The organism is Cupriavidus sp. C1SS-2L (assembly GCF_057073735.1).
In genome coordinates this window covers 1676441-1701467 of record NZ_CP172708.1, presented here as the reverse complement: position 1 = coordinate 1701467, position 25027 = coordinate 1676441, and the positions used below count along the sequence as shown (strand labels likewise).

Annotated in this window: 23 protein-coding genes; 9 read left to right on the top strand and 14 right to left on the bottom strand. The window is 66.4% G+C overall.

From position 1 onward, the window contains the following. Nucleotides 1-645: 645 nt before the first annotated feature. The 8 genes from ACIGJG_RS07990 to ACIGJG_RS07955 form a co-directional block, all read right to left on the bottom strand. Complete coding sequence (locus tag ACIGJG_RS07990) at nt 646-1092, bottom strand: nuclear transport factor 2 family protein (RefSeq protein ID WP_483673061.1); 447 nt, start codon at nt 1090-1092, stop codon at nt 646-648. Nucleotides 1093-1114: 22 nt separating this feature from the next. Further along, nucleotides 1115-2746 carry a FadD3 family acyl-CoA ligase gene (locus ACIGJG_RS07985; RefSeq protein ID WP_483672990.1) on the bottom strand — a complete coding sequence of 544 codons (1632 nt, stop codon included), beginning with the start codon at nt 2744-2746 and terminating at the stop codon, nt 1115-1117. Nucleotide 2747: 1 nt separating this feature from the next. Continuing rightward, nucleotides 2748-3812: a 2Fe-2S iron-sulfur cluster-binding protein gene (locus ACIGJG_RS07980; RefSeq protein ID WP_483672989.1), complete on the bottom strand. Its 1065-nt coding sequence runs from the start codon at nt 3810-3812 to the stop codon at nt 2748-2750. An 11-nt stretch (nt 3813-3823) separates the two neighbouring features. Next, nucleotides 3824-4588 carry an SDR family oxidoreductase gene (locus ACIGJG_RS07975; protein WP_011297710.1) on the bottom strand — a complete coding sequence of 255 codons (765 nt, stop codon included), beginning with the start codon at nt 4586-4588 and terminating at the stop codon, nt 3824-3826. Between the two features lie 99 nt (nt 4589-4687). Beyond that, nucleotides 4688-5212 carry a flavin reductase family protein gene (locus ACIGJG_RS07970; RefSeq protein ID WP_011297709.1) on the bottom strand — a complete coding sequence of 175 codons (525 nt, stop codon included), beginning with the start codon at nt 5210-5212 and terminating at the stop codon, nt 4688-4690. Then, nucleotides 5209-6963: an FAD-dependent oxidoreductase gene (locus ACIGJG_RS07965; protein ID WP_483672988.1), complete on the bottom strand. Its 1755-nt coding sequence runs from the start codon at nt 6961-6963 to the stop codon at nt 5209-5211. The genes ACIGJG_RS07970 and ACIGJG_RS07965 overlap by 4 nt, the downstream gene beginning before the upstream one ends. A gap of 27 nt (nt 6964-6990) precedes the next feature. After that, complete coding sequence (locus ACIGJG_RS07960; protein ID WP_140950042.1) at nt 6991-8184, bottom strand: flavin-dependent monooxygenase; 1194 nt, start codon at nt 8182-8184, stop codon at nt 6991-6993. Nucleotides 8185-8379: 195 nt separating this feature from the next. Further along, nucleotides 8380-9528 carry an LLM class flavin-dependent oxidoreductase gene (locus ACIGJG_RS07955; protein WP_483672987.1) on the bottom strand — a complete coding sequence of 383 codons (1149 nt, stop codon included), beginning with the start codon at nt 9526-9528 and terminating at the stop codon, nt 8380-8382. A gap of 212 nt (nt 9529-9740) precedes the next feature. Between ACIGJG_RS07955 and ACIGJG_RS07950 the strand changes: the two genes are divergently transcribed. Continuing rightward, on the top strand, nt 9741-10097 hold the full coding sequence (locus ACIGJG_RS07950) for a VOC family protein (RefSeq protein WP_140950040.1): 357 nt from the start codon (nt 9741-9743) through the stop codon (nt 10095-10097). Here the strand turns inward: ACIGJG_RS07950 and ACIGJG_RS07945 are convergent. Then, a complete protein-coding gene (locus tag ACIGJG_RS07945; RefSeq protein WP_011297704.1) occupies nt 10094-11278 on the bottom strand; it encodes a helix-turn-helix transcriptional regulator in 1185 nt (394 codons plus the stop codon). The two genes, ACIGJG_RS07950 and ACIGJG_RS07945, sit on opposite strands and share 4 nt — an antisense overlap. A 439-nt stretch (nt 11279-11717) precedes the next feature. Between ACIGJG_RS07945 and ACIGJG_RS07940 the strand changes: the two genes are divergently transcribed. The 3 genes from ACIGJG_RS07940 to ACIGJG_RS07930 are packed head-to-tail and all read left to right on the top strand — an operon-like array spanning nt 11718 to nt 14610. Then, on the top strand, nt 11718-12527 hold the full coding sequence (locus ACIGJG_RS07940) for an SDR family NAD(P)-dependent oxidoreductase (protein WP_011297703.1): 810 nt from the start codon (nt 11718-11720) through the stop codon (nt 12525-12527). Nucleotides 12528-12559: 32 nt separating this feature from the next. Next, entirely contained in the window at nt 12560-13516 is a 957-nt protein-coding gene (locus ACIGJG_RS07935; protein ID WP_140950039.1) for an alpha/beta hydrolase, read from the top strand. Beyond that, on the top strand, nt 13513-14610 hold the full coding sequence (locus ACIGJG_RS07930) for a 3,4-dihydroxy-2-butanone-4-phosphate synthase (RefSeq protein ID WP_140950038.1): 1098 nt from the start codon (nt 13513-13515) through the stop codon (nt 14608-14610). Before ACIGJG_RS07935 ends, ACIGJG_RS07930 begins: the two co-directional genes overlap by 4 nt. Nucleotides 14611-14638: 28 nt before the next feature. On the opposite strand, the gene ACIGJG_RS07925 is transcribed toward ACIGJG_RS07930, so the two are convergent. Genes ACIGJG_RS07925 through ACIGJG_RS07910 form a run of 4 tightly spaced genes read right to left on the bottom strand, consistent with a single transcriptional unit; the run spans nt 14639 to nt 18750 of the window. Further along, nucleotides 14639-15601: an acetyltransferase gene (locus ACIGJG_RS07925; protein ID WP_140950037.1), complete on the bottom strand. Its 963-nt coding sequence runs from the start codon at nt 15599-15601 to the stop codon at nt 14639-14641. A gap of 23 nt (nt 15602-15624) precedes the next feature. Further along, nucleotides 15625-16416, bottom strand: a complete 792-nt coding sequence (locus ACIGJG_RS07920) for an SDR family oxidoreductase (protein ID WP_140950036.1) — start codon at nt 16414-16416, stop codon at nt 15625-15627. 34 nt (nt 16417-16450) lie between these two features. Continuing rightward, nucleotides 16451-17641, bottom strand: coding sequence for a sulfotransferase family protein (locus tag ACIGJG_RS07915; RefSeq protein WP_140950035.1), 1191 nt, complete (start codon nt 17639-17641; stop codon nt 16451-16453). After that, a complete protein-coding gene (locus ACIGJG_RS07910) occupies nt 17638-18750 on the bottom strand; it encodes a hypothetical protein (RefSeq protein ID WP_483672986.1) in 1113 nt (370 codons plus the stop codon). Before ACIGJG_RS07910 ends, ACIGJG_RS07915 begins: the two co-directional genes overlap by 4 nt. Before the next feature lie 246 nt (nt 18751-18996). Between ACIGJG_RS07910 and cysD the strand changes: the two genes are divergently transcribed. From cysD to ACIGJG_RS07895, 3 genes are all read left to right on the top strand, one after another. Beyond that, nucleotides 18997-19893 (top strand): sulfate adenylyltransferase subunit CysD, encoded by an 897-nt coding sequence (gene cysD / locus ACIGJG_RS07905; protein WP_245001941.1) that lies wholly within the window; start codon nt 18997-18999, stop codon nt 19891-19893. An 11-nt stretch (nt 19894-19904) separates the two neighbouring features. Then, nucleotides 19905-21848 (top strand): sulfate adenylyltransferase subunit CysN, encoded by a 1944-nt coding sequence (gene cysN / locus ACIGJG_RS07900; RefSeq protein WP_086004440.1) that lies wholly within the window; start codon nt 19905-19907, stop codon nt 21846-21848. A gap of 96 nt (nt 21849-21944) precedes the next feature. Further along, complete coding sequence (locus tag ACIGJG_RS07895) at nt 21945-23096, top strand: helix-turn-helix transcriptional regulator (protein WP_011297694.1); 1152 nt, start codon at nt 21945-21947, stop codon at nt 23094-23096. Nucleotides 23097-23179: 83 nt separating this feature from the next. Here ACIGJG_RS07895 and ACIGJG_RS07890 read toward each other — a convergent pair whose 3' ends face one another. Then, a complete protein-coding gene (locus ACIGJG_RS07890; protein ID WP_140950033.1) occupies nt 23180-23476 on the bottom strand; it encodes a hypothetical protein in 297 nt (98 codons plus the stop codon). A gap of 133 nt (nt 23477-23609) precedes the next feature. Here ACIGJG_RS07890 and ACIGJG_RS07885 point away from each other — a divergent pair, with 133 nt between their 5' ends. Further along, on the top strand, nt 23610-23924 hold the full coding sequence (locus ACIGJG_RS07885) for an ArsR/SmtB family transcription factor (protein WP_220631560.1): 315 nt from the start codon (nt 23610-23612) through the stop codon (nt 23922-23924). A 36-nt stretch (nt 23925-23960) separates the two neighbouring features. Then, on the top strand, nt 23961-25025 hold the full coding sequence (gene arsB / locus ACIGJG_RS07880) for an ACR3 family arsenite efflux transporter (RefSeq protein WP_483672984.1): 1065 nt from the start codon (nt 23961-23963) through the stop codon (nt 25023-25025). Nucleotides 25026-25027 lie beyond the last annotated feature (2 nt).

Here is a 25027-nt window from a genome sequence, read left to right as displayed (position 1 = left end):
GTTTTTCACGCTGCCTGCCGCGTGGGGCACCACCGTGGGTGGGAATACAGCGCTGATTGAACGAGCCCCGAAACTGTCCGTGGACCCTGCTGCAAGCGATATCGTGTGATCGCCTTCGGCTGCGCTACGCGCAGAGCATTGGTCTGAGCGCGTGAGCCCAGGGCAAGCCACGCCTGGGTGACGAGGCCAGCCATAGCATGCGCGAAGTAGAGGGCGCGCCAGGGAGATGAAAACCGACCTCGGGCGCCGGCGCCGTTGATGAGCTTGCACCCCGACGACGACGTGCGCGCAGCGCAGCCGAAGGCGTCCCACCACTGACCTGGTTGAAACGCTGTACCCGAGTCCAACTTGGGGATCGTTCAAGAGTCGTGCCGCGCCAGGCACAGGTTCTGAATCACATAGCGTGAGCAGGGTCGAACGTCGATCACGCATCGCGAGACCAAAGCCGCTTGAACACAAGAAGCGTACCGTTGATGGCCAGCCGCCAGGCGACGCGTTTCTTGCCTGCTTCTTGTCGCTCGGACAAGAAGTAGGTCGCCGGCTACGCCGGCGAAACAGCAGCGCCGGCCAAGAGCGATAACGCGCGCTCAACCAAAACCCACCGGCCACGCCGGCAAACCGCGGCGCCTGCCAAGAACGACAAACCTAAGCCCCATGCGACAACAGCCCGGTCGTAAAGACAGTCGAGCGGATCAGCCACACGCCATCAACGCATACATACTCATCGGCATAGCGACCACTCAGGAACGTCCTAGCCCCATTGGCATCATCAATCGCCAGATAAGCCAGATCCCAACTCCCCCGCGCTGTCCCATCATCCAGCACCTGAACATCCCCCTGCCCCGCGAAATGCATCTCCCGCAGCGTTGGCCGGCAGGCCAGTTCAGTGAAGCACTGCACCAGCGCATCACGCCCCGCGAAGCTGCCAATGCGGTCATAGTGAATATGCGCGCCGTCGGCGACAAAGCAGGCCCGCATATCCTCCGGGTTCTTGTCATCGCACGCACGCAGGTAGCGCAGCTTGAGCGCCCGGATGGCGTCGGCCGCTTCAAGCCGGTCGAGCCGCTGCGCCAGCGATTTCGTATCGGTCATATCTGTCATCCCCCTCTCCTCCTCAGGATCCCCGCAACTGGTACTTGAGCACCTTCCCTGCCGCGCTGACTGGCAGGGTCGGTACGAACACGATCTCGCGGGGCACCTTGTAATTGGCCATCTGCCGGCGCGCCCAGCCGATCAACGTGTCGGCATCCGCGCGCGCGCCATGGCGCAGTACGACATAGGCGCGACCGACCTCACCTAACCGGTCGTGCGGCATGCCAACCACGGCTACCTGGGCCACAGCGGGGTGTGCAACCAGCAGCTTTTCGACTTCCGCCGGGTAGCAGTTAAAGCCGCCCACGATGAACATGTCCTTGATGCGGTCGGTGATGCGCAGGTAGCCGCGCGTATCGAGCGTGCCGACATCGCCGGTATGTAGCCAGCCATCAGCGTCGATGGCTTCGGCCGTGGCTTCAGGCAAGCTGAAGTAGCCTTGCATCACGTTGTAGCCGCGCACCAGCACTTCGCCCGGCTCGCCGGTGGCGACGGGCTGACCCTGCGCATCCACGCAGCGGATTTCTATGCCCGGCATGGCGCGGCCCGAGGTAGCGGCGACGGTGTCGGCATCGTCGCCGGCGCGCGTCAGCGTGGCAAAGCCGCAGGATTCGGTCAGGCCGTAGCCGGTGATGATGGTGTCGAAGCCCAGCTCGCTGCGCATGCGCTGGATCAGCGCCGGCGCAATGGCGGAAGCGCCGGTCACCGCGATGCGCAGCGACGACAGGTCGAACTCGCGCAGGCGCGGCGCGTTGAGCAACGTCTGGTACAGCGTCGGCGGCCCGGGCAGCACCGTGATGCGTTCGTTCTCGACGCGCGTCATCACGGCTTCGGCGTCGAACACCAGGTGCGGCAGCACCGTGGCCCCGCGCGACAGCGCCGCGAGCCAGCCGGCCTTGTAGCCGAAGGTATGAAAGAACGGATTGACGATCAGGTAGCGGTCGCCGGCCTGCACGCCGGTGATGGCGGCCCAGCCGTCAACGGCGCGAAGGTTCTGTGCATGCGCGGTCACCACGCCCTTAGGCCGGCCGGTGGTGCCGGACGTGAACATGATGTCCATCGGCATATCGCCGCGTACGGTGGCCTCGCGTTCCGCGAACGCAGCCATGTCGACTTGCTGCGCCAGTGCGAGGAACGCCTCCCATGGGAGTTCTCCGTCGGCTGCCGCCCTGCCGTGTCCGGGACGCAGGATCACCAGACGTTCCAGCGTGGCAGGTCGATGCGGCGCCAGCATCTGCGGATAGCTCTCGCCCAGGAAGTCGTCGACGCAGAACAAGAGCCGCGCGCCGCTGTCGGCCAGTACAGCGCCGGCTTCCACGCCTTTCATGCGGGTATTGAGCGGCACCAGTGCCGCGCCCACGCTGTGCGTGGCCAGCGCCGCAATGATCCATTCGGAGAAATTCGGCGCCCACATGGCGACGCGGTCGCCCGGCTGCACGCCGAGCGCCATCAGCGCGCGCGCCGCCTGGATGCGGCTCGCGTCGAGTGCGGCATAGCTCAGGCGCAGGCCGTCTTCCTGAATGGCGATGCGATCGCCATAGCGCTGCGCCGCGCGCCGCACCAGTTCCGGAATAGTCCCCGGGATGTCTTCGCGCGCTGCCATGCCGGTCCCGACCGGTGCCGCAATAGCGTCGATGGTGTCAGATGTGGTCATGTCAATCCGGGAACTTGAGGTGGATGTCGCCGCTCGCGGCGCGGGCCTGGCAAGCCAGGGTCCAGCCCGACTCCAGGTCGGCCTGGTCGAGCACATGGTTTTCGCCGAGCGTGACGTCGCCCTGCGTCACCTGGCACATGCACGCGCCGCACAAGCCGGCACGGCAGGAATTGGGGGCCGCCACGCCGGCGCGCTGCATGGCGTCGAGCACGGTTTCATCGGGCGCGACGCTGACCTGGTGGGTTTCCCCATCGAGCTGCACGGTCAGCGCGGCGCCGTGCATGGTTGCCACCGGGACTGGCGTGACTACGGTGGATGCCGCTGGCATCACTGCTTGCACAGGTGCCGACGCGCGGTCCGGCAGCGACACGAAGCGTTCCACGTGCAGCTTGCCGCGCGGCACGCCCAGTTCCTGCAGTGCCGCCTGCGCGCTGTCCATGAACGGGCCGGGCCCGCAGATAAAGCACTCGGCCAGGCTCCACGGCCGCACCAGCTCTTCGATCTGGCGCTGGCTGGGCGGACCCTGCACGCTGTCGAGCCAGTGGATCACGCGCAGCCGGCCAGGATGACGCCGCGCCAGTTCGCCCAGCGCTTCGCGGAAGATTACCGATTGCTCGTCGCGATTGGCATAGACCAGTGTCACCGTGCCGCGCCCATGGCGCAGCGCCGCCTTGGCGATCGACAGCACCGGCGTGATGCCGCTGCCGCCGGCCAGCAGCAGGAAGTCGCCGTGCAGCGTGGGGGGCGTGAACACCCCGGCGGGCGGCATGACTTCTACCGTATCGCCGGCACCGAGGTGGTCGCAGACCCAGTTGGAAACCCGCCCGCCCTGCACGCGCTTGATCGTCACGCGCAGCGCGCTGTCGACTTCCGGCGCGCTCGACAGCGAATAGCAGCGCTGCTGCGGCACGCCGTCTACCGGCACGCGCAGCGTCAGGAACTGGCCCGGCCGGTAGGCAAAGGTGTCGCGCAGGCTCTCAGGCAGCGCGAAGACCAGCGAATGCGCCTGGTCCGTCTCCGCCACGACTTCGGCGATCTGCAGCCGGTGAAATTGCGCTTGCACCATAGTCGTTTGCGTCAGGCGACGCCCATGATGGACTGCGCGTTGTCGATGCGCAGCTCGGCGCCATTGATGAAACGCGATTCATCGGAGGCCAGGAACAGTACGAGATTGGCCACGTCGCGCGGGTGGCACATGCGCTGCATCGGGTCCACGCCGCCCACCTCTTCCGGCAAGGCGGTGGCACCGCCGGGCAGGAAGGCCGCCGTCATCGGCGTCAGGATGCCGTCGGGGTGGATCGAGTTGCAGCGCACCTTGTAACCGCTCTGCTTGCAGTGGGCCGCGACGCTGCGCGTCAGTGCTGCCACTGCGCCCTTGCTGGCGCTGTAGGCACAGAACGCACCCATACCGCCGAGTGCCGCCACCGACGACATGTTGACGATGCTGCCACCGTCCGCCTTCATCGCGGCCACGCCGTACTTGCAGCCGAGGAAGTAGCCATCGGCGTTGATGCGCTGCACGCGCTGCCATTGCTCCAGCGACGTGTCTTCGACGTTACCAAGCAGAAGGATTGCGGCGTTGTTGACGAGGACATTGGGAGCGCCGAAGCGCTGCTCGGTGCGTGCCATCACCTGCTGCCAGCCGGCCTCGCTAGCAATGTCGTGCTGCACGAACAGCGCGGTCTCGCCGATTTCGCGGGCCAGCGCATGGCCGGCTTCCTCGTTGAGGTCGGTCAGCACCACGCGCGCGCCTTCACGCGCCAGCAACAGCGCGTCTTCCCGACCGACACCGCTCGCGGCGCCGGTGACGATGGCGATCTTTCCTTCAGTACGTCGGCTCATGATTGGTCTCCTGCTGATTGTTGTTTCTGATTTCCGCCTGCCGGTTGCCGGCCGGCTGGTGTTTGCATGGCGGCCTTCCGACGGCCGCTTACATATGGATTACGCTGGACACAACGAGGCGAGCGGCGCGGAAGTGGTATAGGCCCCGTCGACATAGACCAGCGGCGACACCTCGCCCGCCAGCCGCACCTCGCGAAGCCGGCCGATAAAGACCGCGTGCGTGCCATAGTCGAAGCGGCCGTCCTGCGTACAGATCAGGTTGGCCTGGGCGTCGCGCAGGCACGGCACGCCGAGCATGTCATCGTCCCACTGCCCGCTGGTAAAGCGCTCTTCGCCCTTGAGCCTGCCGCTGCAGTCCACCGCGATATCGCGATGATCGGCGGCAAGCAGGTTGATGCAGAAGTCCGCGCCGGCATCGAGCGGGGGGTAGATCGATGAATTGCGGTTGATGCAGATCAGCAGCGACGGCGGATCCGCGGACAGCGAATCGACCGCGGTCACGGACATCGAATAGCGGCGCTCGCCATCGCGGCAGCTGATGACCGCCACCGAGCGCGCCATGCGGCGCATGGCCATCAGCATGTCGTCGCGCAGCGTGGCGCCGGGAATGGGATTGGCGCTCATAAGGCCTCCTGAACGGATTGAGTGTGGGGCGCCGCGGCAGTCTGCCGCGCTTGCTGCGCCAGCACGTCGGCGGCGATAAAGCCGAAAGTCATGGCGGGTCCGAGCGTGGAGCCCGCGCCTGGATAGCTGGTGCCCATCACCGCGGCGCTGGTATTGCCGATGGCAAAGAGCCCCGGGATCACGGAACCGTCTTCGCGCAGCACGCGGGCGCTGGCGTCCGTCACCAGCCCGCCCTTGGTGCCGATGTCACCGGCATCGAGCCGGACGGCGTAGAACGGCGCCTTGCCAATCGGCGCGAGGCACGGATTCGGGCGGACGGCGGGATCGCTGTAGTAGGTATCGAACAAGTTGTCGCCCTTGCCGAACTCCTCGTCCACGCCGCTCGCCGCGTAGCGGTTCATGCGCGCCACGCTGTCGGCCAGCCCCGCGGCATCGATGCCGGTCTGCGCGGCCAGCGCATCCAGCGTGTCGGCTTTCACCAGAATGCCGGACAGGCTGGCGGGGATGCTGCGATCCGGCATGACCGAGCCCGGCAGGATCGGCCCGCACGGGTACTTGTGACGGAAGGTCGCGTCGAACACCATCCACGCCGGCACGCTGCAGCCCGTCTGCTCGTGGTCGCGGTACATGGCAGGCACGAATTCCGAATACGGCGCGGCTTCATTGACGAAGCGCCGCCCCTGCCCGTTCACCACCATGCAACCCGGCATGGCGCGCTCGATAAAGAGCGCGCGCTGCTTCTCCTCGCCCTGCACGCGCACGGTTGGCGCGCCCCACATGTGGGACATCAGTGCGACGCCGGCACCGGCGGCCTGGCCGGCGCGGATGGCATCGCCGGTATTGTTGGGCGGCGTAGCGCTCCACGCGGCCTGCGTCGGTTGCGGCAGGTACTGCTCACGCATGGTCTGGTTGCGCTCGAAGCCGCCCGCGGCCAGGACCACGCCGCGCAAGGCACGGATCTCGACCACGCGGCCGTCCTGCAGCGCGCGAACGCCACGGACCACGCCGTCTTCGATGATCAGGTCCTGCAGCGCCGTATCGAGCCACAGCGGAATGGCCCGGTCCATCATCGCGCGCCGCAGGCCGCCAGCCAGGCTGTTGCCGAGCGTGAGCCGGCGGTCGCGCCGCGTCTTGCGGCGCCAGCCAAGGTCGAGCCAGTAACGCGCGAACTGACGCACGGCCAACCACAGCCAGCCCGGCGACTTGCACACCAGCTTGTGCGCCTCGCCGGAAGTGACCGCCACGCGGCCGGCCACCAGCGTGCCGGGAGACGGCGGGCGCAGGCGGTCAAATTCCTCGCGCAGGCGCGCGCCGTCGAACGGCATCGGGTCAAGCGAGCGATAGCCCGGCATCGCCCCCGGTTGCTTCTGGAAGTAGTCGGCGTAGCGCGGCAGCGTGTAGTAGTGCACTCCGGCCTGCTTCTCCAGGTACTGCAGCATGCGCGGCGCATGGTCCAGGTAGGCACGCAGCCGTTGCGGATCGCCGTGTTCGCCCGTGCAGGCCAGGATGTACTCGAGTGCGGTCGCGTAGTCGTCCTTCGCGCCCGCTGCGGCGATATGGTGGTTGAGCGGAATCCAGATGCCGCCGCCGGACACGGCCGACGTGCCGCCATACTGGCTGCTCTTTTCCAGTACCACCACCGACAGGCCGCGGTCGGCAGCGCGGCAGGCAGTCAGCATGCCGCCCGCGCCGGAGCCCACCACCACCACATCGAATTCCGCCGGCTGCTTGCGCGCTGTGCTCTGGCTCATGATCGGTTCCCTTGAGCGAAGCGAGGCTCAGATGAAGAAATCGGTGTTGGCACGGCCCATCATCACGCCGCCGAGGTTCTGGCCGAAGCGGTCCAGGTTGTTGGCGTAGTGGGCGCGTGCCGCGTGCAGGTCCATGAAGCGGCGCACCATCGGGTTGCTGCGGTAGATACCATTGCCGCCCGCATAGCGCAGCAGGCTGTTGGCAAGCTGCGCGCAGCGCTCGGCCACCTGCGACGACTGGTAGCGGAAATGCAGCCGGCGCGGCGTCGGCATCTGGCCGCCCTCGCGGGCGAGCGCAAGCAGTTCGTCGAAGTTGCGTTCGAGAATGGTGCGCATCTCGTCAATGGCAATCGCGGCGTTAGCGCATGCAAGTTGGGCGCCACCATCCTCTGCGGTCTTGCTGCCGCCGTTGCTGCTCACGCGGCCATCGGCATAGGCGACGAAATCGTCCAGCGTGCCTTCGAGCGCGCCGATGCAGGCGGTGCAGACCGCGCGCACGAAGATCTGCGCGAACGGCAGCCGGTACAGCGGCACGTTGTTCTGCGCCAGGCCCGGGCTGGTGCCCATGGCGCCATCGACGGCACGGTGGGTGCGGTACTCGGGCACGAATACATCATCGACGACGATGTCATGGCTGCCGGTGGCACGCAGGCCCAGCACATCCCAGTTGCGCACGATCTTGTAGTCGGAGCGCGGCAGCAGGAAGGTGCGGTAGTCATAAGCACCGCCCGGCTCGGACGGCGGCACGAGCCCGCCCAGGAAGATCCACTCGCACAGCTCGCTGCCGCTGGAGAACTTCCAGTGCCCTGAAAAGCGGAAGCCGCCTTCCACCGGCGTCACCTTGCCGACCGGCATGTAGGTCGAGGCGATCAGCGTCGAAGCATTGTTGCCCCACACCTCTTGCTGGGCGCGCTCGTCGAACAGCGCCAGTTGCCAGTTGTGCACGCCCACCACGCCGTAGACCCAGGCCGTCGACATGCAACCTTTGGCCAGCGCCATCTGGATGCGAAAGAAGGTTTGCGGGTCCAGCTCATAGCCGCCGTAGCGGCGCGGCTGCAGTACCTTGAAGAAGCCCGCGGCCTGCATGTCGGCCACGGTCTCCTCGGGAATGCGTCCCTCGGCTTCTGCCTGCGCGGCGCGCTGCGCCAGCACGGGAATCATCTGCTCGGCGCGCGCGATCAGGCGTGCCGCCAGTTCCTTGGGATTGTTGTCGTGATGCACCGCGGTCTCCTTGTGATTTTGTCTTGTGGCTGGCGTTGATGTTTGCATCCGCGGGTTCGGGTGCCATCGTCTGATGGGACTAGCCCACGCGCGATTACGCCAGGCATTTCATGGATGCGCTGGCATCTCACCCCGGCGGCCCCTCTCCCGCATGCGGGAGAGGGGCGCAAGCCATCGGCGAGAAATGCGCCCCGGTCAGGCCACGCGCAGCTTGTGGCCCTGCTTGCGGAAATGCGGGATCACGTGTTCGCCGATATTGCGGATCGTTTCGAGCTGGGCCCACTGCGGCACCGTGCCCATCTGGCAGATGAACAGGATTTCGTCGGCACCGGCGTCGATCAGGCGCTGCACGTAGCCGATGCAGTCCTCGACCGTGCCGTACGCATGGTTGGGGTTGAGCATCATCATCGCCGGATCGCTGAAGTCCACCGAGACCTTCTCGGAAGCGAAGTTCGTGTTGATGACGTCCTTGCCTTGCGCGTCGGTGGCGGTAACGTGCTCGTCGTCCCACTTCGAAGGATCGGGACGCTCGCCACCGGCGTACCAGTACGACAGCGATTCCATGAAGTAGCGCTGTCCCTTGATGCCGATCTTGCGCGCGGCCAGGCCGTCTTCGAGCACGATGGTCGGGCACAGCGCGGCCAGGTGCTGGTGCGGGCGGAAACCGACCTGGTCCTCGGGCTTGCGGCTTACCCAGGCGGCGCGATAGATGTCGTTCTTCTTGGCGACATCCTCCGGGCCGCCGAAGCCGAGCACCAGCGCGCCCATGCCGCGCGCGCCCGCACGCTGCAGCGTGTCGGCATTGGTGCAGGCCAGGTACATCAGCGGATGCGGGTCCTGGCGCGGCTTCGGGTGAATCGGGCGGCGCGGGATCTTGATGAACTCGCCGTCGTGCTCGATCTCGTCCTGCGTGAGGATCTTCGGGATCAGGTACATCGACTCGTCGATCATCGGGTGCAGCGTGTTCAGGTCATAGCCAAAGGTGCCCGCTTCCTGTTGCGTGCCGCCCTTGCCCACGCCGAAGTGCACGCGGCCGCCGGACAGGATGTCCAGCGTGGCGATACGCTCGGCCACCTTGACCGGATGATTCATCGCAGGTGGCAGGCACACCACGCCATGGCCGATGCCGATGCGCTGCGTGCGCCCGGCGACGAAAGCCAGGAACGTTTCCGGCGCGCTCATGTGCGCATAGTTGGTCAGCGCGGTGTGCTCCACCGCCCAGACCACATCGAAGCCCATGTCTTCGGCCAGTACCACCTGTTCCATGATTTCATCGAACACCTTGTGGTCGCCGGCGCGCGAAGCATCGACGGTCTGGGCTTCATAGATCAGCGAAAAACGCATTGCAGTCCCCTCTCGGCTTGTATCGGTCCAGATCCGCATCCGGGGCACTGCAAGACGCTGCGCCTGTGGCCGGATGTGGCCTGTGTAATCGCAGTGTGGTCGCCGCAAGGCATTGCAACATCGTCTGATTGGATTATGAGCAGGACATTGCGCGTACCTATCATTGGCAACGGGCATTACGGCCCCTCTTTCAACGAAAGGAACCGCACACCATGCAATCGAAGCTGTTGCTCTACCCCGTCGGCAATCTCGACACGGCCCTGCCGTTCTTCACGGAAGGACTCGGACTACCGGTGAAATTCCGTGATGGCGATCGCTACTGCGCGCTCGACGCGGGAGCGCTGACGCTCGCATTGGTGGCCGGTGAAGAAAGGCTGGTGGAACAGCCCGCGCTTGCGTTCAAGGTGGACGAAGGGGAAGACATTGCGGCGGCAGTCGCACGGCTGGTGAAAGCTGGCGCTGCTGTGACGCAGTCCCCGGCGCAGGGGCCGCATGAGGCGCGTGCGGTGCTGCACACGCCGGAAGGCTTTGCGCTGGTGCTCAGCGCAAAGCTTGCGCCGGCGAGTTAGCCGAGCGAGATCACGCTGCTCAGCAGCATGCGGACCAGCGTGGCCTGTCGCGTGACGCCGGTCTTGGAGAAGATCGCGCGCAGGTGCGCGCGCGCCGTGTTCTTGCTGATGCCGAGTTCGTCCGCGGCTTCATCGAGCGTAAGCCCGTTGGCAAGCTGCAACGCGAGCTGCGTCTCTGCGGGCGTGAGATCGAACAGCTGGCGCACCACATCATGCGACGCCTGTGAACGCCGCTCCGGATCGCGGATGAACACCACGCAGGCCGGCCGCTTGCGATTGTCCTCGGACCATTCGCTGAGCGGAATGGTGCGGACCAGCACGCCCAGCTTGGCGCTGCCAGACGGCCGCGTGATCGACATGGCCTCCATCACCGGCGGCGCTGTGCCGACGTGGCCCATCATCGCCTGGCGCAGTACGCGCTGGAACTTGCGGTTCTCCTGGCCGTACTCGACGTCGAGCCCGCCCTTGGCAATGCGGATGCCGTCCTTGGCGGCGAGGATTTCGTCGGCAGCCGCATTGGTCTTGATAATGGTGCCGGACTCGTCGAGGATCACCATGCCGACGAGCATGCGGTCAATGGCGCTGGCGTAAACCGTGCGTTCGGATTCCACCACGTCGATGCGTGAGTGCAGGTCCACCGCGCGCTTCAGGTGCGGCAGCAGCGCCGTGCACAGCGCCTTATCGGAGGTGGAGAAGTCGGGGCCGTCATGGTTGCGGCAGACGCGGAAGCGGCATTCCACGCCGTCGTCCGTACGCAGGTCCGCGCCCAGGATGTAGCGGATGCCGATGTCCTTGAGGAATTGCTGGTACAGCTCGCTCATGCACCAGACGCCGTGCCCCAGGTGCTCGTCGATGGTCACGACGCGGTCCGACGGCAGGCCGATGAACGGATCGAGCGAATAGTAGTAGCTGTTGTAGGACACCTCGCCCGGCAGCGTCTGGCCATGTTCGGAGGCATTCACCATCAGCCCGGGACGGTCCGTCGCCGGCGAGCGCAGGATCAGCGTGACGTAGTTGGCATCGAGCTGCCTGCGGATCTGCTCCAGCGCCTTGCCCCATGGCACCTGCTCCATCGGCCCCTGGTAGATATTCCCCAGCAACGCGCTGAAGTCCGACAGCGACACGGTTGCCTGCGTGAACAGGTGTGCGATTGCCGGGTTCTGGCTAGCCTCCATCAGCATTTCCTCTGTCTCCATTGTGTGGCGTGCCCAGCGCGCGAGACGTGCCGCGCGGCTGGACTTTGTATGGGCTCTGCGGCCCTTCCGTGCGTCCCGATGACGGGGACGGTGGCGGTGGCCGGCGTCGCGGCCACCTTCATGGTTTTCCCCAAGGCAATCCGGCCATGCATGGGAAGCGGACTAGTCCTGCGGGATAGCACAATGCTCACGCGCCTGACGCGCACGCACATACTCCAAACAGACTAAGGGCAGACCCACCCTGCCCTCCCCCAAGCCCGCCATGCCGGGGGCAAACCCTTAGGCGTCGCCGGATCCTTTGGAATCCGGCCAGACGCCGGTCGCCGCCCTACCCAAACAGACGATGCCGTGCCGCCGCGCTGCCGCTACAAGACAGCCATGCGCGGCGATTTCCGCCGCCTTCTTTTCACCGAGGAGCAACACCATGGCGGCAAATCCGCGGCAGCAGGCCGCAGTGATCACCGGAGCGGCCAGCGGCATCGGCTGCGCGCTCGCGCAGGCCCTGGCGGCGCAAGGGTATGCGCTGGCGCTCGCCGATATCGACGCCAATGCGCTCGAAGCGGCACGCGCGGCGCTCGCCGGGCAAGGGGCGACCGTCATCGCCATCCCCACCGACGTGTCCGACGCCGCGCAGATCGAGCACCTGTGCGAAGAGAGCTTCCGGCGGCTGGGCCGTGTCGACCTGCTGGTCAACAACGCAGGCATTCTCGCGACCGGCCGCTGCTGGGAACTGGAGCCGGAGGTGTTCGAGCGTGTGTTGCGCGTCAATCTGTGGAGCGTACTGCACGCGCTGCGCAACTTCGTGCCCCGCATGGCGGAACAGGGTTCAGGCCATATCGTCAACGTGGCGTCGATGGCAGGCCTCGCGGTAGGACCGTGGCTGGCGCCGTACACGCTGTCCAAGCAGGGCGTGGTGGCGCTCAGCGAAGGGCTGCTGCTCGAACTGCAAGCGGCGGGGATACCGCTGGGCGTATCGGTGGTCTGCCCAGGTCCGGTCGCCACCGGCATCGCGGCGGGACTTGGCGGCACGGCGCAGCAGGAGGTGGACCAGATGAACGGCGCGCTGCGCAACGGCATTGCCGCGGGCATGACGCCCGATGCCGTCGCGCAGCGGATCCTCGACGGCGTGTCGGCGGGCCAGTTCTGGATCCTGCCGCACGAGCAGGCCGCCCAAGCCGCGCTCGTACGCGCGCAAGGCATTGCCGCCGGCAAGGCGCCCGCCTTCGCGCTCTGACCATCATCACCCCAAGTTACTCAGGAGACCCGATGCCGCTCGATCCCCAGGCCCGCGCCATGCTGGACGCCATGGCCGCCATGCCGAGTCCCGACTTCACCACGCTGCGCGCTGCCGACTACCGTGCGGCAGTCGCCGCCATGCCGGCCTTTGCGCCCGGCGACAGCGTTGCCGCGCAGCAAGACCTGACCATCGATGGCGCCGCGGGCCCGTTGCCGGCGCGCCTGTACCGGCCCGACGACAGCGCAGGTCCGCCGCTCATCGTTTATTTCCATGGCGGCGGCTTCGTGCTCTGCGGCCTCGATTCGCACGACAACATCTGCCGCAGCCTGGCGCGTCGCAGCGGCGCGCTGGTGCTGTCGGTCGACTACCGGCTGGCTCCGGAAGCGCGCTTCCCGGCCGCGGCCGACGACGCGGTTGCGGCTGTGCGCTGGGCCGCCGGGCACGCCGCCGAGCTTGGCGTCGACCCGGCCCGGCTGGCAGTGGCCGGCGACAGCGCCGGCGGCAACCTCGCCGCAGTCGTGTGCCAGCAACTGCGCGGCAGCGGCATCGCGCTGAAGCACCAGTTGCTGCTCTACCCTTACCTGGACTGCACTGACGCCGCCGCCGACAGCGCCAGTTACCGCGCCTGTGCCGAAGGCTATTTCCTCAGTGCGCGCGAACTCGACTGGTATCGCGCCCAATACCTGGCCAATCCGGACGACGCCGCCGATGTCCGCGCGAGCCCCTTGCACCAGCGCGATCTGCATGGCCTGCCGGCCGCCACCATCATCACGGCGGAATTCGATCCGCTGCGCGACCAGGGCGAAGCGTATGGCCAAGCGCTGCAGCGCGCGGGCGGTGCGGCCACCGTACGCCGCTGGCCCGGCCAGTTCCATGGCTTCATGAGCATGCAGGGCGTGCTCGATGCCGCGAGCCATGCGCTCGATGCCGCCGCTGCGTCATTGCGCTACGCTTTCGCCGCCAGCGGCACGCAGGAGGCTGCATGAACGCCTCCATGCTCCCGCCGATGCAGGACGTGCTCGCGGCGCTGGCTGCGGGACAGCGCGTGGTGGTGCTCGAAGACGAGACCGACGAAGCCCTTGGCTGCGTGCTGGTCGCCGCCGAGCGCGCCACCGAGGGCGACGTCAACCTCATGGCCGCCGAGGCCCGCGGACTGGTCTGCATGGCGATCACCGAGGCGCGCCGCCAGCGGCTGCAGTTGCCGCCCATGGCCGCCAACCATCGCCAGCGCGAGCGCTACACGGTGTCGATCGAAGCCGCCAGCGGCGTCAGCACCGGCATTTCCGCCGCGGACCGCGCGCTGACGCTGCGCGTGGCCGCGGCACGGCTCGCACAACCGGCGGATCTGGTCCAGCCTGGCCACATCTTTCCTGTGGTGGCGCAGCCTGATGGCGTTCTGCGCCGCGCGGGCTTTGCCGAAGCGTGCTCCGACCTGCCGTCGCTGGCCGGATGCGTCGCGTCGGGCGCTTATGCGATGCTGCTCGACGATGCCGGCGACCTGCTGCGCGGCCCCGCCCTGCTCGCGTTCGCGCAGCGCCACGGCCTGCCCGCGGTATCGATCAGCGGGCTGATCCACCACCGGCTGCTGACCGAAGGCGCGCTGCGCCGCACGCGCACCTCCGAACTGAACACGCCTTATGGCCGCTTTGCCGTGCATGCCTACCATGACGTGCCGGTCGATGCGCTGCACCTGGCGCTGGTGCTGGGGCAACCCGACCCGGCCAAGGCCGTGCTGACGCGCGTGCAAGCGGTGGAGATGCAGCGCGACGTGCTCGGCTTCGGCACGCCGGCGCTGCCGGCCTGGAACCTGGAGCGATCGCTCGCGCGCATCGGTGCCGAAGGCTGCGGCGTGCTGGTGCTGCTCGATGAACGCGAATCGCCGCAGCAGCGGCTGGAGCGGCTCGCCGCGCCGGCCGCCGCTACGCCCGCGCCGGCGTTTGCGCAGCGCGCACTGGGCGTGGGGGCGCAGATCCTGCGCGACGTGGGCGCACGCAAGCTACGCCTGCTAAGCCATCCGGTGCCTTACCGCACGGTCGCCGGCTTCGAGCTGGAAGTCACGGAGTTCGTGCCGCCCGCCTGAACAAGGCGGGCAACGATACCGATGGGGGCTACGCGCGGCCGAAGCAGTCTGTAAAGCTGCGCGTGAAGCGTTCCACGTCGGCGTCCGGCAGGTGGTTGATGCCACCTGCCAGGCGCCGGCCGCCGCCGGTATCGAAGCCGCGGCAGAAGTCGGCTGCGCCGGTGGCGCTGTGCGCGGGCACCCGCACGCTGACGGCAAAGCCGCCGTCCGTCCTGGGCGACAGCAGACCGATGGCGTCGCCGGGGCGCCCGCTCACCAGTTCATTGGCCAGCACGCCAATCGCGCGCCGCGCCCACGCGGCGTCGGGCAGGACCAGCAGCGCCGCACCGGGGACCTCGTGCGACGGCGCCAGGCAGCGCGCTTGCGCCATGTCGTCCGCATAGCCGGCACACAACACCCGGTAAGCCGCGCATTGGGCCGCGAAGTCCAGTGGATCCGCAAACGGCAGCATGTGCGCGGCCAGCTCGGCGGGGTCGAAATGCAGATCGGCCACGCACTCGCCGTAGGCGTTGTAGTTGAGGCAGGTGCCCAGTTGCTCCAGCACAGTGATATCGCGCGCGTGGAGCCCGGCTTGCGCAGCCATCAGCCGGGCCACGCCTGCCAGGTTATCGCCGAAAGCAGCGGTGATCGCCCAGTTCCGGTGGCGACCGCCAAGATGGCGGTCCACCAGAATGCTTGTGCACACGTCCGCGCCTTCGTCGATATGCGCGCAGAGCCCGGGATGGGCGGGTAATTCGCCCGCGTGATGGTGGTCGAAGTAATCCACCCGCGCACCGGCCGCGAGAAGCCGCAGCAGGCCGCCGCGGTTCTGCTCGAGCGAAATATCGAGCGCGGTGACCGTATCGCGCGGTCCGGCGTCGATACGGTCGAGCAGGAGGATATCGCGCTTGACGCCGGTAACCAGTGTCGCGTCGCCGGGACAGGCCAGGCGCAGCTGCTGCAGGGCACACAGGCCGTCGGCGTCGCCGTTGAAGGCGAAGTAGCGTGTCATGGCAGGTTTCCGGTGGCCAGCGGTCAGGGCATGAAATCGCCGCCGTTGGCGTCGAGCGACGCGCCGGTGATCGCGCGGGCGTAGTCCGACACCAGGAACAGCGCGGCGCGCGCGCAGTCGTCGTCGGTCGGCATACGACCCAGCGCGATCTGCGCGGTGACGGGGGCAATCACCGCATCTTCGCTCATGCCCTGCTCCGCTGCAACGTGGCGCACATAGCCCTGCACCGGCGCGCCCCACATCCAGCCCATGAAGATGCTGTTGGCGCGGATGCCATAAGGGCCCAGTTCGCGCGCCAGATACTTGACCGCGACGGCCAGCGCGCCCTTGGACGCCGCGTAGCCGCCTTCACCGGGCATCGGCTTGCGCGTGGCCTGCGTATTGATCATCACGATCGCGCCGCCGCCCTGCGGCTTCATCAGCGCGGCCACTTCCTGGGTCAGCGTCATGGTGCCAAACACGTTGGTATCGAACACCTCGCGCCAGACGTCGAGGTCGGCGGATTCCATCGGCTCGGGGAAATTGCCGTGCTGGAACGCACTGTTGACCAGCGCGTCGATCCGTCCGTAGCGGCGCAGGGTCTCGCCGGCCAGTTGCCGGCACTGGGCGCGGTCGGTGATGTCGGTCACCACCTTGAGCACCTCGCAGTCGGCGCCCAGTTCGTCGATCCGGGCCTGGGCCTCATCCAGCTTCGCCGCGGTGCGTGCGGCAATGGCCACGGCGCGCGCGCCTTCGCGCGCGGCCTCCACGGCCAGCTTTGCGCCAAGTCCGGGACCGATCCCGGACACGATGACGATCTTGTCTTTCAGCAGCATGTTGTTGTCTCCTCGGTGCGCAGTGCGCTGTCTGTTAACGGGTGTTCAATACGTGGCGGGCGCGGTAGCCGGCGAAATCCCGCTCGAGCTGCGCCTGGCTGAGGCCGAACTGGTCTAGTGAATACGCATGCGCCGCGCGCTGATTGCGCGGGTTGTCCTCCATCCACGCCCACATGGCGGCACGCGCTGCTTCGGTCAGCGGCATGCCGGCGAATCGATAGACCGCCCGCACCACGCCGAACGGATCTTGCACGGTGTCTTCGAAGCGGACGTCGAGGAAACGCTCGGCCGGAAGGCTTTCGCGCACGGCCATCGCGTGCGCCATCGCCCGCTGCATCTGGGCGCTCCATTGACGGCCCACGGTGACCGGATCGGGCGCGTCGGCATACAGCTTCCACAAGGTATGGGCCATGCTGGCCATGGAAGGAATGGTCTGCGCGGGGTCGCGGTGGGTCAGCACGACTTGTGCTCCCGGGAAAACCCGGAACAGTACCTCCAGCGTATGCAGGTGTTGCGGTGTCTTCAGTACCCAGCGCTGCGCCGCCGGTTCTCCGCGCTGGCGCTTCTGCCACTGCAGGAACTTCAGCATGGTCTTCAGGTAGGTGTAGACCGGCGTCTGGTCCTGCTGCGAGAGCCACGCGGTATAGGCCGGTACGTTCGCGTATGAGTCCATGGCGCACATGAACGAGTGCTCCATCAGCATGAACTCCTCGTCGGCCTGCATGGCGTCGAGCGGGTGGATGGAGAGGATGTCCGGGATGAAGTGGATCATCTGCGCGACCTCGTCCCGCGCCAGCCCGATGCGCCGGCTGGCGTCGCGCACGTCTTCTTCCGGCAACGGCGCTGGGTAGCGGGTTTCCCACCAGGCTGCCGAATGGAAGCGCGGGTCGCTGGCCAGCATGCGCTGCAGCAGCGTGGTGCCCGTGCGCGGCAGGCCGACAATCACCAGCGGGTCGTCGATGCGCTCCTCCAGGATTTCGGGATGGCGCCGGCAGTAGTCCTGGATCACGAGCCGGTTCACCAACTGGGCCAGCAGCTTGCCGTGCAGCATCTGCGCGCCCTGCACTGACAGGTTGGCCTCGCGCCTCAGCGAATCGAACAGTACGCCAAGCGCCTCGCGGTGATTGCCCGGACCGAAGTCCGTCAGTCCGCCCGCCTGCCCGCTGGCCAGCGTCAGCAGGCGCTCCACGTCGAACACGGCCTGGTTGACCACTGCGGTATTCATGCTGCCCCCTTGAGCGATTCGACTTTGACCACGCGCGTGCGCGGATGCACGGGTTGCGCCGCGCCGACCCAGCGCCAGCACATGGTGCCGTTCTGGTGCCCGGCGGTTTCGAGCCAGTTGGGCAGGCCCGGATCGCGCGCGCTGAGGATGACGGTGACACCGCCGTGGGCGCCGAGCCGCGCACGGTGCTTGTTCAGGCAGATGTCGTGGTAGCGGTAGTCGAGCGATTCCATCCAGTAGTTGTTGATCTGGAAGTTCCAGAACTCGCATTCGGGCACGCGGTCCACCTCGACCACCAGCGCCTCGTCGTCCGCGAGCGCCCAGCACGAGTGGTAGTAGAAGATGTTGGGATCGCCACCGGCCGCCTGGCACACGGCCTGGTCCGCCGGCGGCAGCGCGTTGACGTGGCCGCCATAGCCCTGTGCCCAGTCGGCGAAGATGCGCGCCGTGCTCTCGACAAAACCCGCGGCGCGCATCAGCCCGCCGTGCAGGCGCTCGGCGCCGAGCACCGGCGGAAGGGCCTTGGCGCCGCCATCGATGCGCTCGATGCTCAGTTCTGCCGGCGTCTCCGCCTTGCGGTCAAGGAAGGTCTGCCGTACCACCAGTGCATTGGTGGCGGGCTCCATCCGCACCCAGTTGCCGTCATGCGGCCCCGCGCTGAGGATGAGCTCGAAGCTGCCATCCGGCGCCACGGCGAGCTGGCTACTGTCGATGAAGCCGGTCTGGATCATGCGGCCATCGGTCTCGTAGCCGCCCTTCTGCGTACCGAAGCTCAGGTAGGCCACAGTGCAGCGCCGGCCCCGGATCCGGTATTCGGCGTTACCGTCCAGGCGCGCATAGCGATAGAGGTTGTCCGGATTGTCGGCGCCGATCTTGGCGGTTTCGTGCGACGGCGAGAAGAAGCCGGGAAACGCCGGATCGGCGAATTCCACGTGCATTTCGAGCGCGATGCGCAGCAAGCGGCTCAGGTAACGGAAGCCCTCGGCACGCGTGAGGGCGTCCGATGGTGCCTCTGGGCGCAGGATCTGCTGCCCGCTGCGCTTTAGCACCTCGCAAAACTCGGCCCAGGTCTGGCCGCTCAGCAATTGTTCTTCGGCGGAAGTCGCCATCTGCCTGCTCCCCGTGGTTCGTCAGTGCACACGGGACGGCAATGCCGCTGTCCCGCACCGAAGCAACGATACCTAGCCGCGGGTGGCCCGCTCCTCGTCCGGGCGGACTAGAAAATGCGCGATGGGTCCTCGCATTTCTTAGTCCGCCCGGACGAAGTTGCGCAAGGCCTCGGCTCGTTACCTTTTCCCCATGCCAGGCACCGCGAAATCCGTGGACGGCGCCGGCAACACGAAGAGGAGATCTCGATGTTGACCCACCTGGAGCAACTGGAGGCGGAGAGCATCCACATCATGCGGGAAGTGGTGGCGGAATGCGAAAACCCCGTCATGCTCTATTCCATCGGCAAGGACAGCTCCGTCATGCTGCACCTGGCGATGAAGGCCTTCCACCCGGCCCGGCCGCCCTTTCCGCTACTGCACGTCGACACGACGTGGAAGTTCCGCGAAATGATCGAGTTCCGCGACCAGACTGTCGAACGGCTCGGGCTCGACCTGCGCGTGCATATCAATCCGGAAGGCATCGCGCGGAACATCAGCCCGCACGAACACGGCTCGGCCGTGCACACCGACACCTGGAAGACGCAGGGGCTCAAGCAGGCGCTCGACCACTATGGCTTTGATGCCGCGTTCGGCGGTGCGCGTCGCGACGAAGAGAAATCGCGCGCCAAGGAGCGTGTGTTCTCGGTGCGCACTGCGCAGCACCGCTGGGACCCGAAGATGCAACGCCCCGAACTCTGGCGCCAGTACAACGCCCGCAAGCGCAAGGGCGAAAGCCTGCGCGTGTTCCCGCTGTCGAACTGGACCGAGCTCGACATCTGGCAATACATCTACCTGAACAAGATACCGATCGTGCCCCTGTACTACGCCAAGGAGCGTCCCGTGGTCGAGCGCGACGGCACGATGATCATGGTCGATGACGAACGCCTGCCGCTGCGCCCGGGCGAGACGCCGGCCCTGCGCAAAGTGCGTTTCCGCACGCTGGGCTGCTATCCGCTCACCGGCGCGATCGACAGCGAAGCCGACACGCTCGGCGGGATCATCCAGGAAATGCTGCTGGCCACCACGTCGGAGCGCCAGGGGCGGCTGATCGACAGCGATTCGGCCGGGTCGATGGAGAAGAAAAAGCAAGAGGGGTACTTCTGATGGAAGCGCTGATGGCAATGCAGACGGAAACCGTGCCGGTCACGGCCAATGACGACATCGGGCAATACCTGCGTGCGCAGCAACACAAGGGCCTGCTGCGCTTTATCACCTGCGGCAGCGTCGACGACGGCAAGAGCACGCTGATCGGCCGGCTGCTGTATGAATCGAAGATGCTGTTCGAAGACCAGCTCGCCCAACTGGAAGCCGATTCGAAGAAGATGGGCACGCAGGGCGAGAATCTCGACTTCGCGCTGCTGGTCGACGGCCTCGCCGCGGAGCGCGAACAGGGCATCACCATCGACGTGGCGTACCGCTTCTTCGCCACGGACAAGCGCAAGTTCATCGTCGCCGACACACCCGGGCACGAGCAGTACACGCGCAACATGGTGACGGGCGCATCCACCGCCGATCTCGCGATCCTGCTGGTCGACGCGCGCCGCGGCGTGCAGACGCAGACGCGCCGCCACAGCTACCTGGTGTCGACACTCGGCATCCGCCGCGTGGTGGTGGCCATCAACAAGCTCGACATGGTCGACTACTCGCGCGAGGTCTACGACCGCATCGAAGCCGAGTACCGTGACTTTGCGCGGCAGATCGGACTCAATGACATCGTCTGCATCCCGATGTCCGCGCTGCATGGAGACAACATCACGCAACCAAGTGCCAATACACCGTGGTACCACGGGCCCACGCTGATGGCGCACCTCGAAAGCGTGCCGGTCGACCGCGCGCCGGCGCAGGACGAATCGTTCCGCCTGCCGGTGCAGTGGGTCAACCGCCCCAACCTCGACTTCCGCGGCTTTGCCGGCACCGTCAGTGCGGGCGAGATCCGCTGCGGCGATCGCGTACGTGCGCTGCCGTCCGGCCGGGAAAGCCGCGTAGCCAGCATCGTCGGCGCCGATGGCGAGTGCGGGCAAGCCATGCGCGGCCAGGCGGTGACGCTGACGCTGGCCGACGAGATCGACGTGAGCCGCGGGGATGTGCTGGCATGCGCGGAAGACCCGGCCGAGGTGGCAGACCAGTTCGAAGCCACACTGGTGTGGATGAACGAGGATGCCATGCTGCCCGGCCGCCCCTACCTGCTCAAGCTGGGCACGCGTACCGTCGGCGTTACCGTGGCCCAGCCCAAGTACAAGGTCAACGTCAACACGCTCGAGCACCTGGCCGCGCGCACGCTGGAGCTGAACGAAATCGGCGTGTGCAACCTGCACCTGGACCAGCCGGTCGCGTTCGCCCCGTACACGCGCAACCGCGACCTGGGCGGCTTTATCATGATCGACCGCCTTACCAACAACACCGTCGGCGCGGGCATGCTGCACTTTGCACTACGGCGGGCGCAGAACGTGCACTGGCAGGCCATCGACGTCGACCGCCGCGCGCATGCCGCGCTCAAGCACCAGGCGCCGCGCATTGTCTGGTTCACCGGGCTCTCCGGCGCGGGAAAATCGACCATTGCCAACCTCGTGGAAAAGCGCCTGCACGCGCTGGGCCATCACACCTACCTGCTCGACGGCGACAATGTGCGCCACGGCCTGAACAAGGACCTGGGCTTCTCTGAAGCCGACCGCGTGGAGAACATCCGGCGCGTGGCCGAGGTGGCGCGGCTGATGCTCGATGCGGGTCTGGTGGTGCTGGTTTCGTTCATCTCGCCGTTCCGCTCGGAGCGCGAGATGGCGCGCGCGCTTGCTGGCGACGGCGAGTTTGCAGAGGTCTTCATCGACACGCCGCTCGACGTGGCCGAGCTGCGCGACCCCAAGGGCCTCTACCGCAAGGCGCGGCGTGGCGAGCTGAAGAACTTCACCGGCATCGACTCGCCTTACGAGCCGCCCGAGCGCCCCGAAATCCGTATCGACACCACGGCCGATACGGCCGAACAGGCGGCGGAGCGCATCGTCGCCTGGTTGCAGGAAACGGGTCTGCAGGAATCCGGCGCGCCTAGTACAAACGGACGATGATCGGTTGGCGCCGATCCGTAGGATGAAAGAAGGCGGGCCTTGTCCTTGGGCCTTGTCCCGCCTTCTTTCGCTCCAGCGCTCCGAGGATCCGCGACCATGCTGCCTGCCCCCGACGCCGCCGCCCTGCCGGCCAGCGAGCTGAGCGCCCTGCTCGGCCAGCTCTACCAGGGCCCCACCGAAACGGTACCGTGGGCCGGCTTTCTGGAAAGCGTGCGAGAGCGGCTCGACGCGTCCTTCGTCACGCTGGTGCTGCGCCACCCCGCCACCGACCGGCCCGGGCTGATCGTCAACGCATCGCCATTCGGACCGCACCTGCCGGGCGAGCCTTCCTACAGCGAACAGTATTACGCGCTATGTCCATTCCTGAACCTGCACCCCGACCAGATCTTCAGCGCCGATGAGCTGTTCGGCGAAGCGGGATGGATCGCGCATCCCTTCTATCTGCAATATCTGCAGCCGCTGGACCTGCGCTACATCCTGGCGGCCAACCTGCGTACACCGGACGGCGTGGAATGTGCGCTGTTCATCAGCCGCGGCCATCATGGGGAAGACTTCAGCCCTGCCGGCAAGACGCTGCTGGCGCAGTTGCTGCCCCACCTGAAGCGCGCCGTGGACCTGCACGCGGCGCTGGACGTACTCGAATCCGAACGCGCCCTCTACGCCGATGCGGTCGACCGCCTGCTGGTCGGCACCGTGATCCTGGACGAAGACGGCAAGGTCATGAAGGCCAATGACGTTGCCGGGCGGTTGCTGCAGGCACGCGACGGCCTTTGTCTTTGCAACGGTGCGCTACAGGCAAACAATCCGGTGGAGAACCGCACGTTCCGCAAGATCGTGGACGCGGCGATCGAAGCCCATGGACTGGCGGCATCGCGCAGTGAAGTCACTACGCTGACGCGACCCGCGGTGGCGACGCCGCTGAGCGTGCTGGTGCGGCCCATTCCCCTCAGCTACCGTGCCGAAGACAAGGCGCGGCGGCCTGCCGTGGCGGTCTTCATCCGCGATCCGGCGGGATCCCCGCGTAATGCGCATGCAAGCTTGCGCAAGCTGTTCCGGCTGACGCCTACGGAGATCGAACTCGCGCTGCTGATGATGGACGGGCTGACGCTGGACGAAGCCGCCGGCCGGTTGGGGATCAAGAAAAATACGGCCCGGGCGCATCTGCGCGGGATTTTTGCCAAGACGGGGGCGACGAGACAGGCAGTGCTGGTGAAGACGTTGCTGTCGAGTGTGGTGGCGATGGGGTGAGACGAACGTCTATGCCACGGCATACCGACGATAAGTAATTCTTTCTTCTGCATGGAAGAAAGTCGAACGCCAGCGCCGCGGAACTACATCGTTTCGGTACGGACAGAAGCATGGTGTTGCAAGAGCAACGCATTCACCGCTGGCACCTCGGACTCGCTGACATCCGAAATGACGACTTCCAGCGGGAACGTTTCGCCGGGATGCTCCCCAACACCGACAATCTCGACGATCAGGCTTCGCAGATTGTCGCTGGCCCCTTTCCTTTCCCCGGTTGGCGACTGGTGCAATGCAAAGCGGACGCCCGGAAACTCCGCAACGAGTTCCTCGCATGCGCGCGCGGCGTCCGTCCGTTCGTTGAAAGATGCAATGAGCGTTGCCATTCTCGTTCTCCCCGCTGATACGCAGGCGGAGACGCGCAACCATCGTGCCAACATCCGCCGTGAGCGGCTTAGCGAGAATTTCCGGCAATCCCTCCGGCTTGCTTAGTTTCTATATTTCGAATATAGTCGAAACATGGAAACTGATAATGCGCTTGAAGCACTTGCGGCGCTTGCCCACGCTATTCGCCTGGCTGTTTTCCGCCTGCTCGTGCAAGCCGGCCCTGAAGGCTTGCCTGCAGGGCGCATCGCTGAACTGATGGAAATGCCAGCGTCGTCGCTGTCATTCCACCTCAAGGAACTGCACCGGGCCAGGCTGCTGGTAAGCCGCCAGGAGGGCCGGTCGATCATCTACATGGCAAGGTTCGAGACCATGAACGCCCTGCTGGGCTACCTCACCGAGAACTGCTGCGGTGGCACGCCTTGTTCGCCGGTGTCTGGCTACTGCTGAACTTTTACGTACATAGCAACTTGTGGAGTCGGGGCAATGAGCACCGTGCAAAGTACCGCCTTGGCAGCGCAACCTGGCGCCATTGGCTTTTTTGAACGCTATCTGACCATCTGGGTGGCGCTGTGCATCGTCGCCGGCATCCTGTTCGGCCAATGGCTGCCGGCGGTCTTTCACGCCATTGGTGCCATGGAAGTGGCTCGCGTGAACCTGCCGGTCGGCGTACTGATCTGGATCATGATCATTCCGATGCTGATCAAGATCGATTTCGGCGCGATGGGCCAGGTAGCGGGACACTGGCGCGGCATCGGCGTGACGCTTTTCGTGAACTGGCTCGTCAAGCCGTTCTCGATGGCGTTGCTGGGCTGGATCTTCATTCGGCATTTGTTTGCTGGCTGGCTGCCGGCAGACCATCTCGACAGCTATATCGCGGGCCTGATCCTGCTGGCCGCGGCGCCCTGCACGGCAATGGTGTTCGTCTGGTCCCAGCTCTGCAAGGGCGATCCGTACTTCACGCTGTCGCAGGTGGCACTCAACGATGCGATCATGGTGGTGGCCTTTGCGCCCGTAGTCGCCCTGCTGCTCGGCTTGTCGTCGATTACCGTGCCGTGGGACACGCTCATCACTTCGGTAGCGCTCTACATTGTCGTGCCCGTGCTGATCGCACAGGTTATCCGCAAGGTGCTGCTGGCGCGCGGCGCGGCGACATACCAGCGCGTAGTCGGTGCGCTCGCGCCCTCCTCGATCACCGCACTGCTCGCAACACTTGTGCTGCTGTTCGGCTTTCAAGGGAGTGCCATCGTGGAGCAGCCCCTCGTCATCCTGTTGCTGGCCGTGCCCATCCTGATCCAGGTACTGCTGAATTCGGGCCTCGCCTACCTGCTCAATCGCAAGCTCGGTGTGGCCCACTGCGTGGCCGGCCCGTCCGCGCTCATCGGAGCGAGCAACTTCTTCGAACTGGCCGTGGCCACCGCCATCAGCCTGTTCGGCTTCCAGTCCGGCGCGGCGCTCGCCACCGTCGTCGGCGTGCTGATCGAGGTGCCCGTGATGCTGTTCGTGGTGGGCGTGGTCAACCGCTCGCAGCGCTGGTACGAATCGCCCTGAGG

Coding starts and splice junctions, on each gene's coding strand:
- ACIGJG_RS07925 (WP_140950037.1), bottom strand. CDS start 15,601: ATGACACGCTACTTCGCCTTCAACGGCGACGCCGACGGCCTGTGTGCC.
- ACIGJG_RS07885 (WP_220631560.1), top strand. CDS start 23,610: ATGGAAACTGATAATGCGCTTGAAGCACTTGCGGCGCTTGCCCACGCT.
- ACIGJG_RS07980 (WP_483672989.1), bottom strand. CDS start 3,812: ATGGTGCAAGCGCAATTTCACCGGCTGCAGATCGCCGAAGTCGTGGCG.
- ACIGJG_RS07915 (WP_140950035.1), bottom strand. CDS start 17,641: ATGAATACCGCAGTGGTCAACCAGGCCGTGTTCGACGTGGAGCGCCTG.
- cysN (WP_086004440.1), top strand. CDS start 19,905: ATGGCAATGCAGACGGAAACCGTGCCGGTCACGGCCAATGACGACATC.
- ACIGJG_RS07890 (WP_140950033.1), bottom strand. CDS start 23,476: ATGGCAACGCTCATTGCATCTTTCAACGAACGGACGGACGCCGCGCGC.
- ACIGJG_RS07945 (WP_011297704.1), bottom strand. CDS start 11,278: ATGCTGATGGAGGCTAGCCAGAACCCGGCAATCGCACACCTGTTCACG.
- ACIGJG_RS07940 (WP_011297703.1), top strand. CDS start 11,718: ATGGCGGCAAATCCGCGGCAGCAGGCCGCAGTGATCACCGGAGCGGCC.
- ACIGJG_RS07975 (WP_011297710.1), bottom strand. CDS start 4,588: ATGAGCCGACGTACTGAAGGAAAGATCGCCATCGTCACCGGCGCCGCG.
- ACIGJG_RS07910 (WP_483672986.1), bottom strand. CDS start 18,750: ATGGCGACTTCCGCCGAAGAACAATTGCTGAGCGGCCAGACCTGGGCC.
- ACIGJG_RS07935 (WP_140950039.1), top strand. CDS start 12,560: ATGCCGCTCGATCCCCAGGCCCGCGCCATGCTGGACGCCATGGCCGCC.
- ACIGJG_RS07965 (WP_483672988.1), bottom strand. CDS start 6,963: ATGAGCCAGAGCACAGCGCGCAAGCAGCCGGCGGAATTCGATGTGGTG.
- ACIGJG_RS07950 (WP_140950040.1), top strand. CDS start 9,741: ATGCAATCGAAGCTGTTGCTCTACCCCGTCGGCAATCTCGACACGGCC.
- arsB (WP_483672984.1), top strand. CDS start 23,961: ATGAGCACCGTGCAAAGTACCGCCTTGGCAGCGCAACCTGGCGCCATT.
- cysD (WP_245001941.1), top strand. CDS start 18,997: ATGTTGACCCACCTGGAGCAACTGGAGGCGGAGAGCATCCACATCATG.
- ACIGJG_RS07970 (WP_011297709.1), bottom strand. CDS start 5,212: ATGAGCGCCAATCCCATTCCCGGCGCCACGCTGCGCGACGACATGCTG.
- ACIGJG_RS07985 (WP_483672990.1), bottom strand. CDS start 2,746: ATGACCACATCTGACACCATCGACGCTATTGCGGCACCGGTCGGGACC.
- ACIGJG_RS07920 (WP_140950036.1), bottom strand. CDS start 16,416: ATGCTGCTGAAAGACAAGATCGTCATCGTGTCCGGGATCGGTCCCGGA.
- ACIGJG_RS07895 (WP_011297694.1), top strand. CDS start 21,945: ATGCTGCCTGCCCCCGACGCCGCCGCCCTGCCGGCCAGCGAGCTGAGC.
- ACIGJG_RS07955 (WP_483672987.1), bottom strand. CDS start 9,528: ATGCGTTTTTCGCTGATCTATGAAGCCCAGACCGTCGATGCTTCGCGC.
- ACIGJG_RS07990 (WP_483673061.1), bottom strand. CDS start 1,092: ATGACCGATACGAAATCGCTGGCGCAGCGGCTCGACCGGCTTGAAGCG.
- ACIGJG_RS07930 (WP_140950038.1), top strand. CDS start 13,513: ATGAACGCCTCCATGCTCCCGCCGATGCAGGACGTGCTCGCGGCGCTG.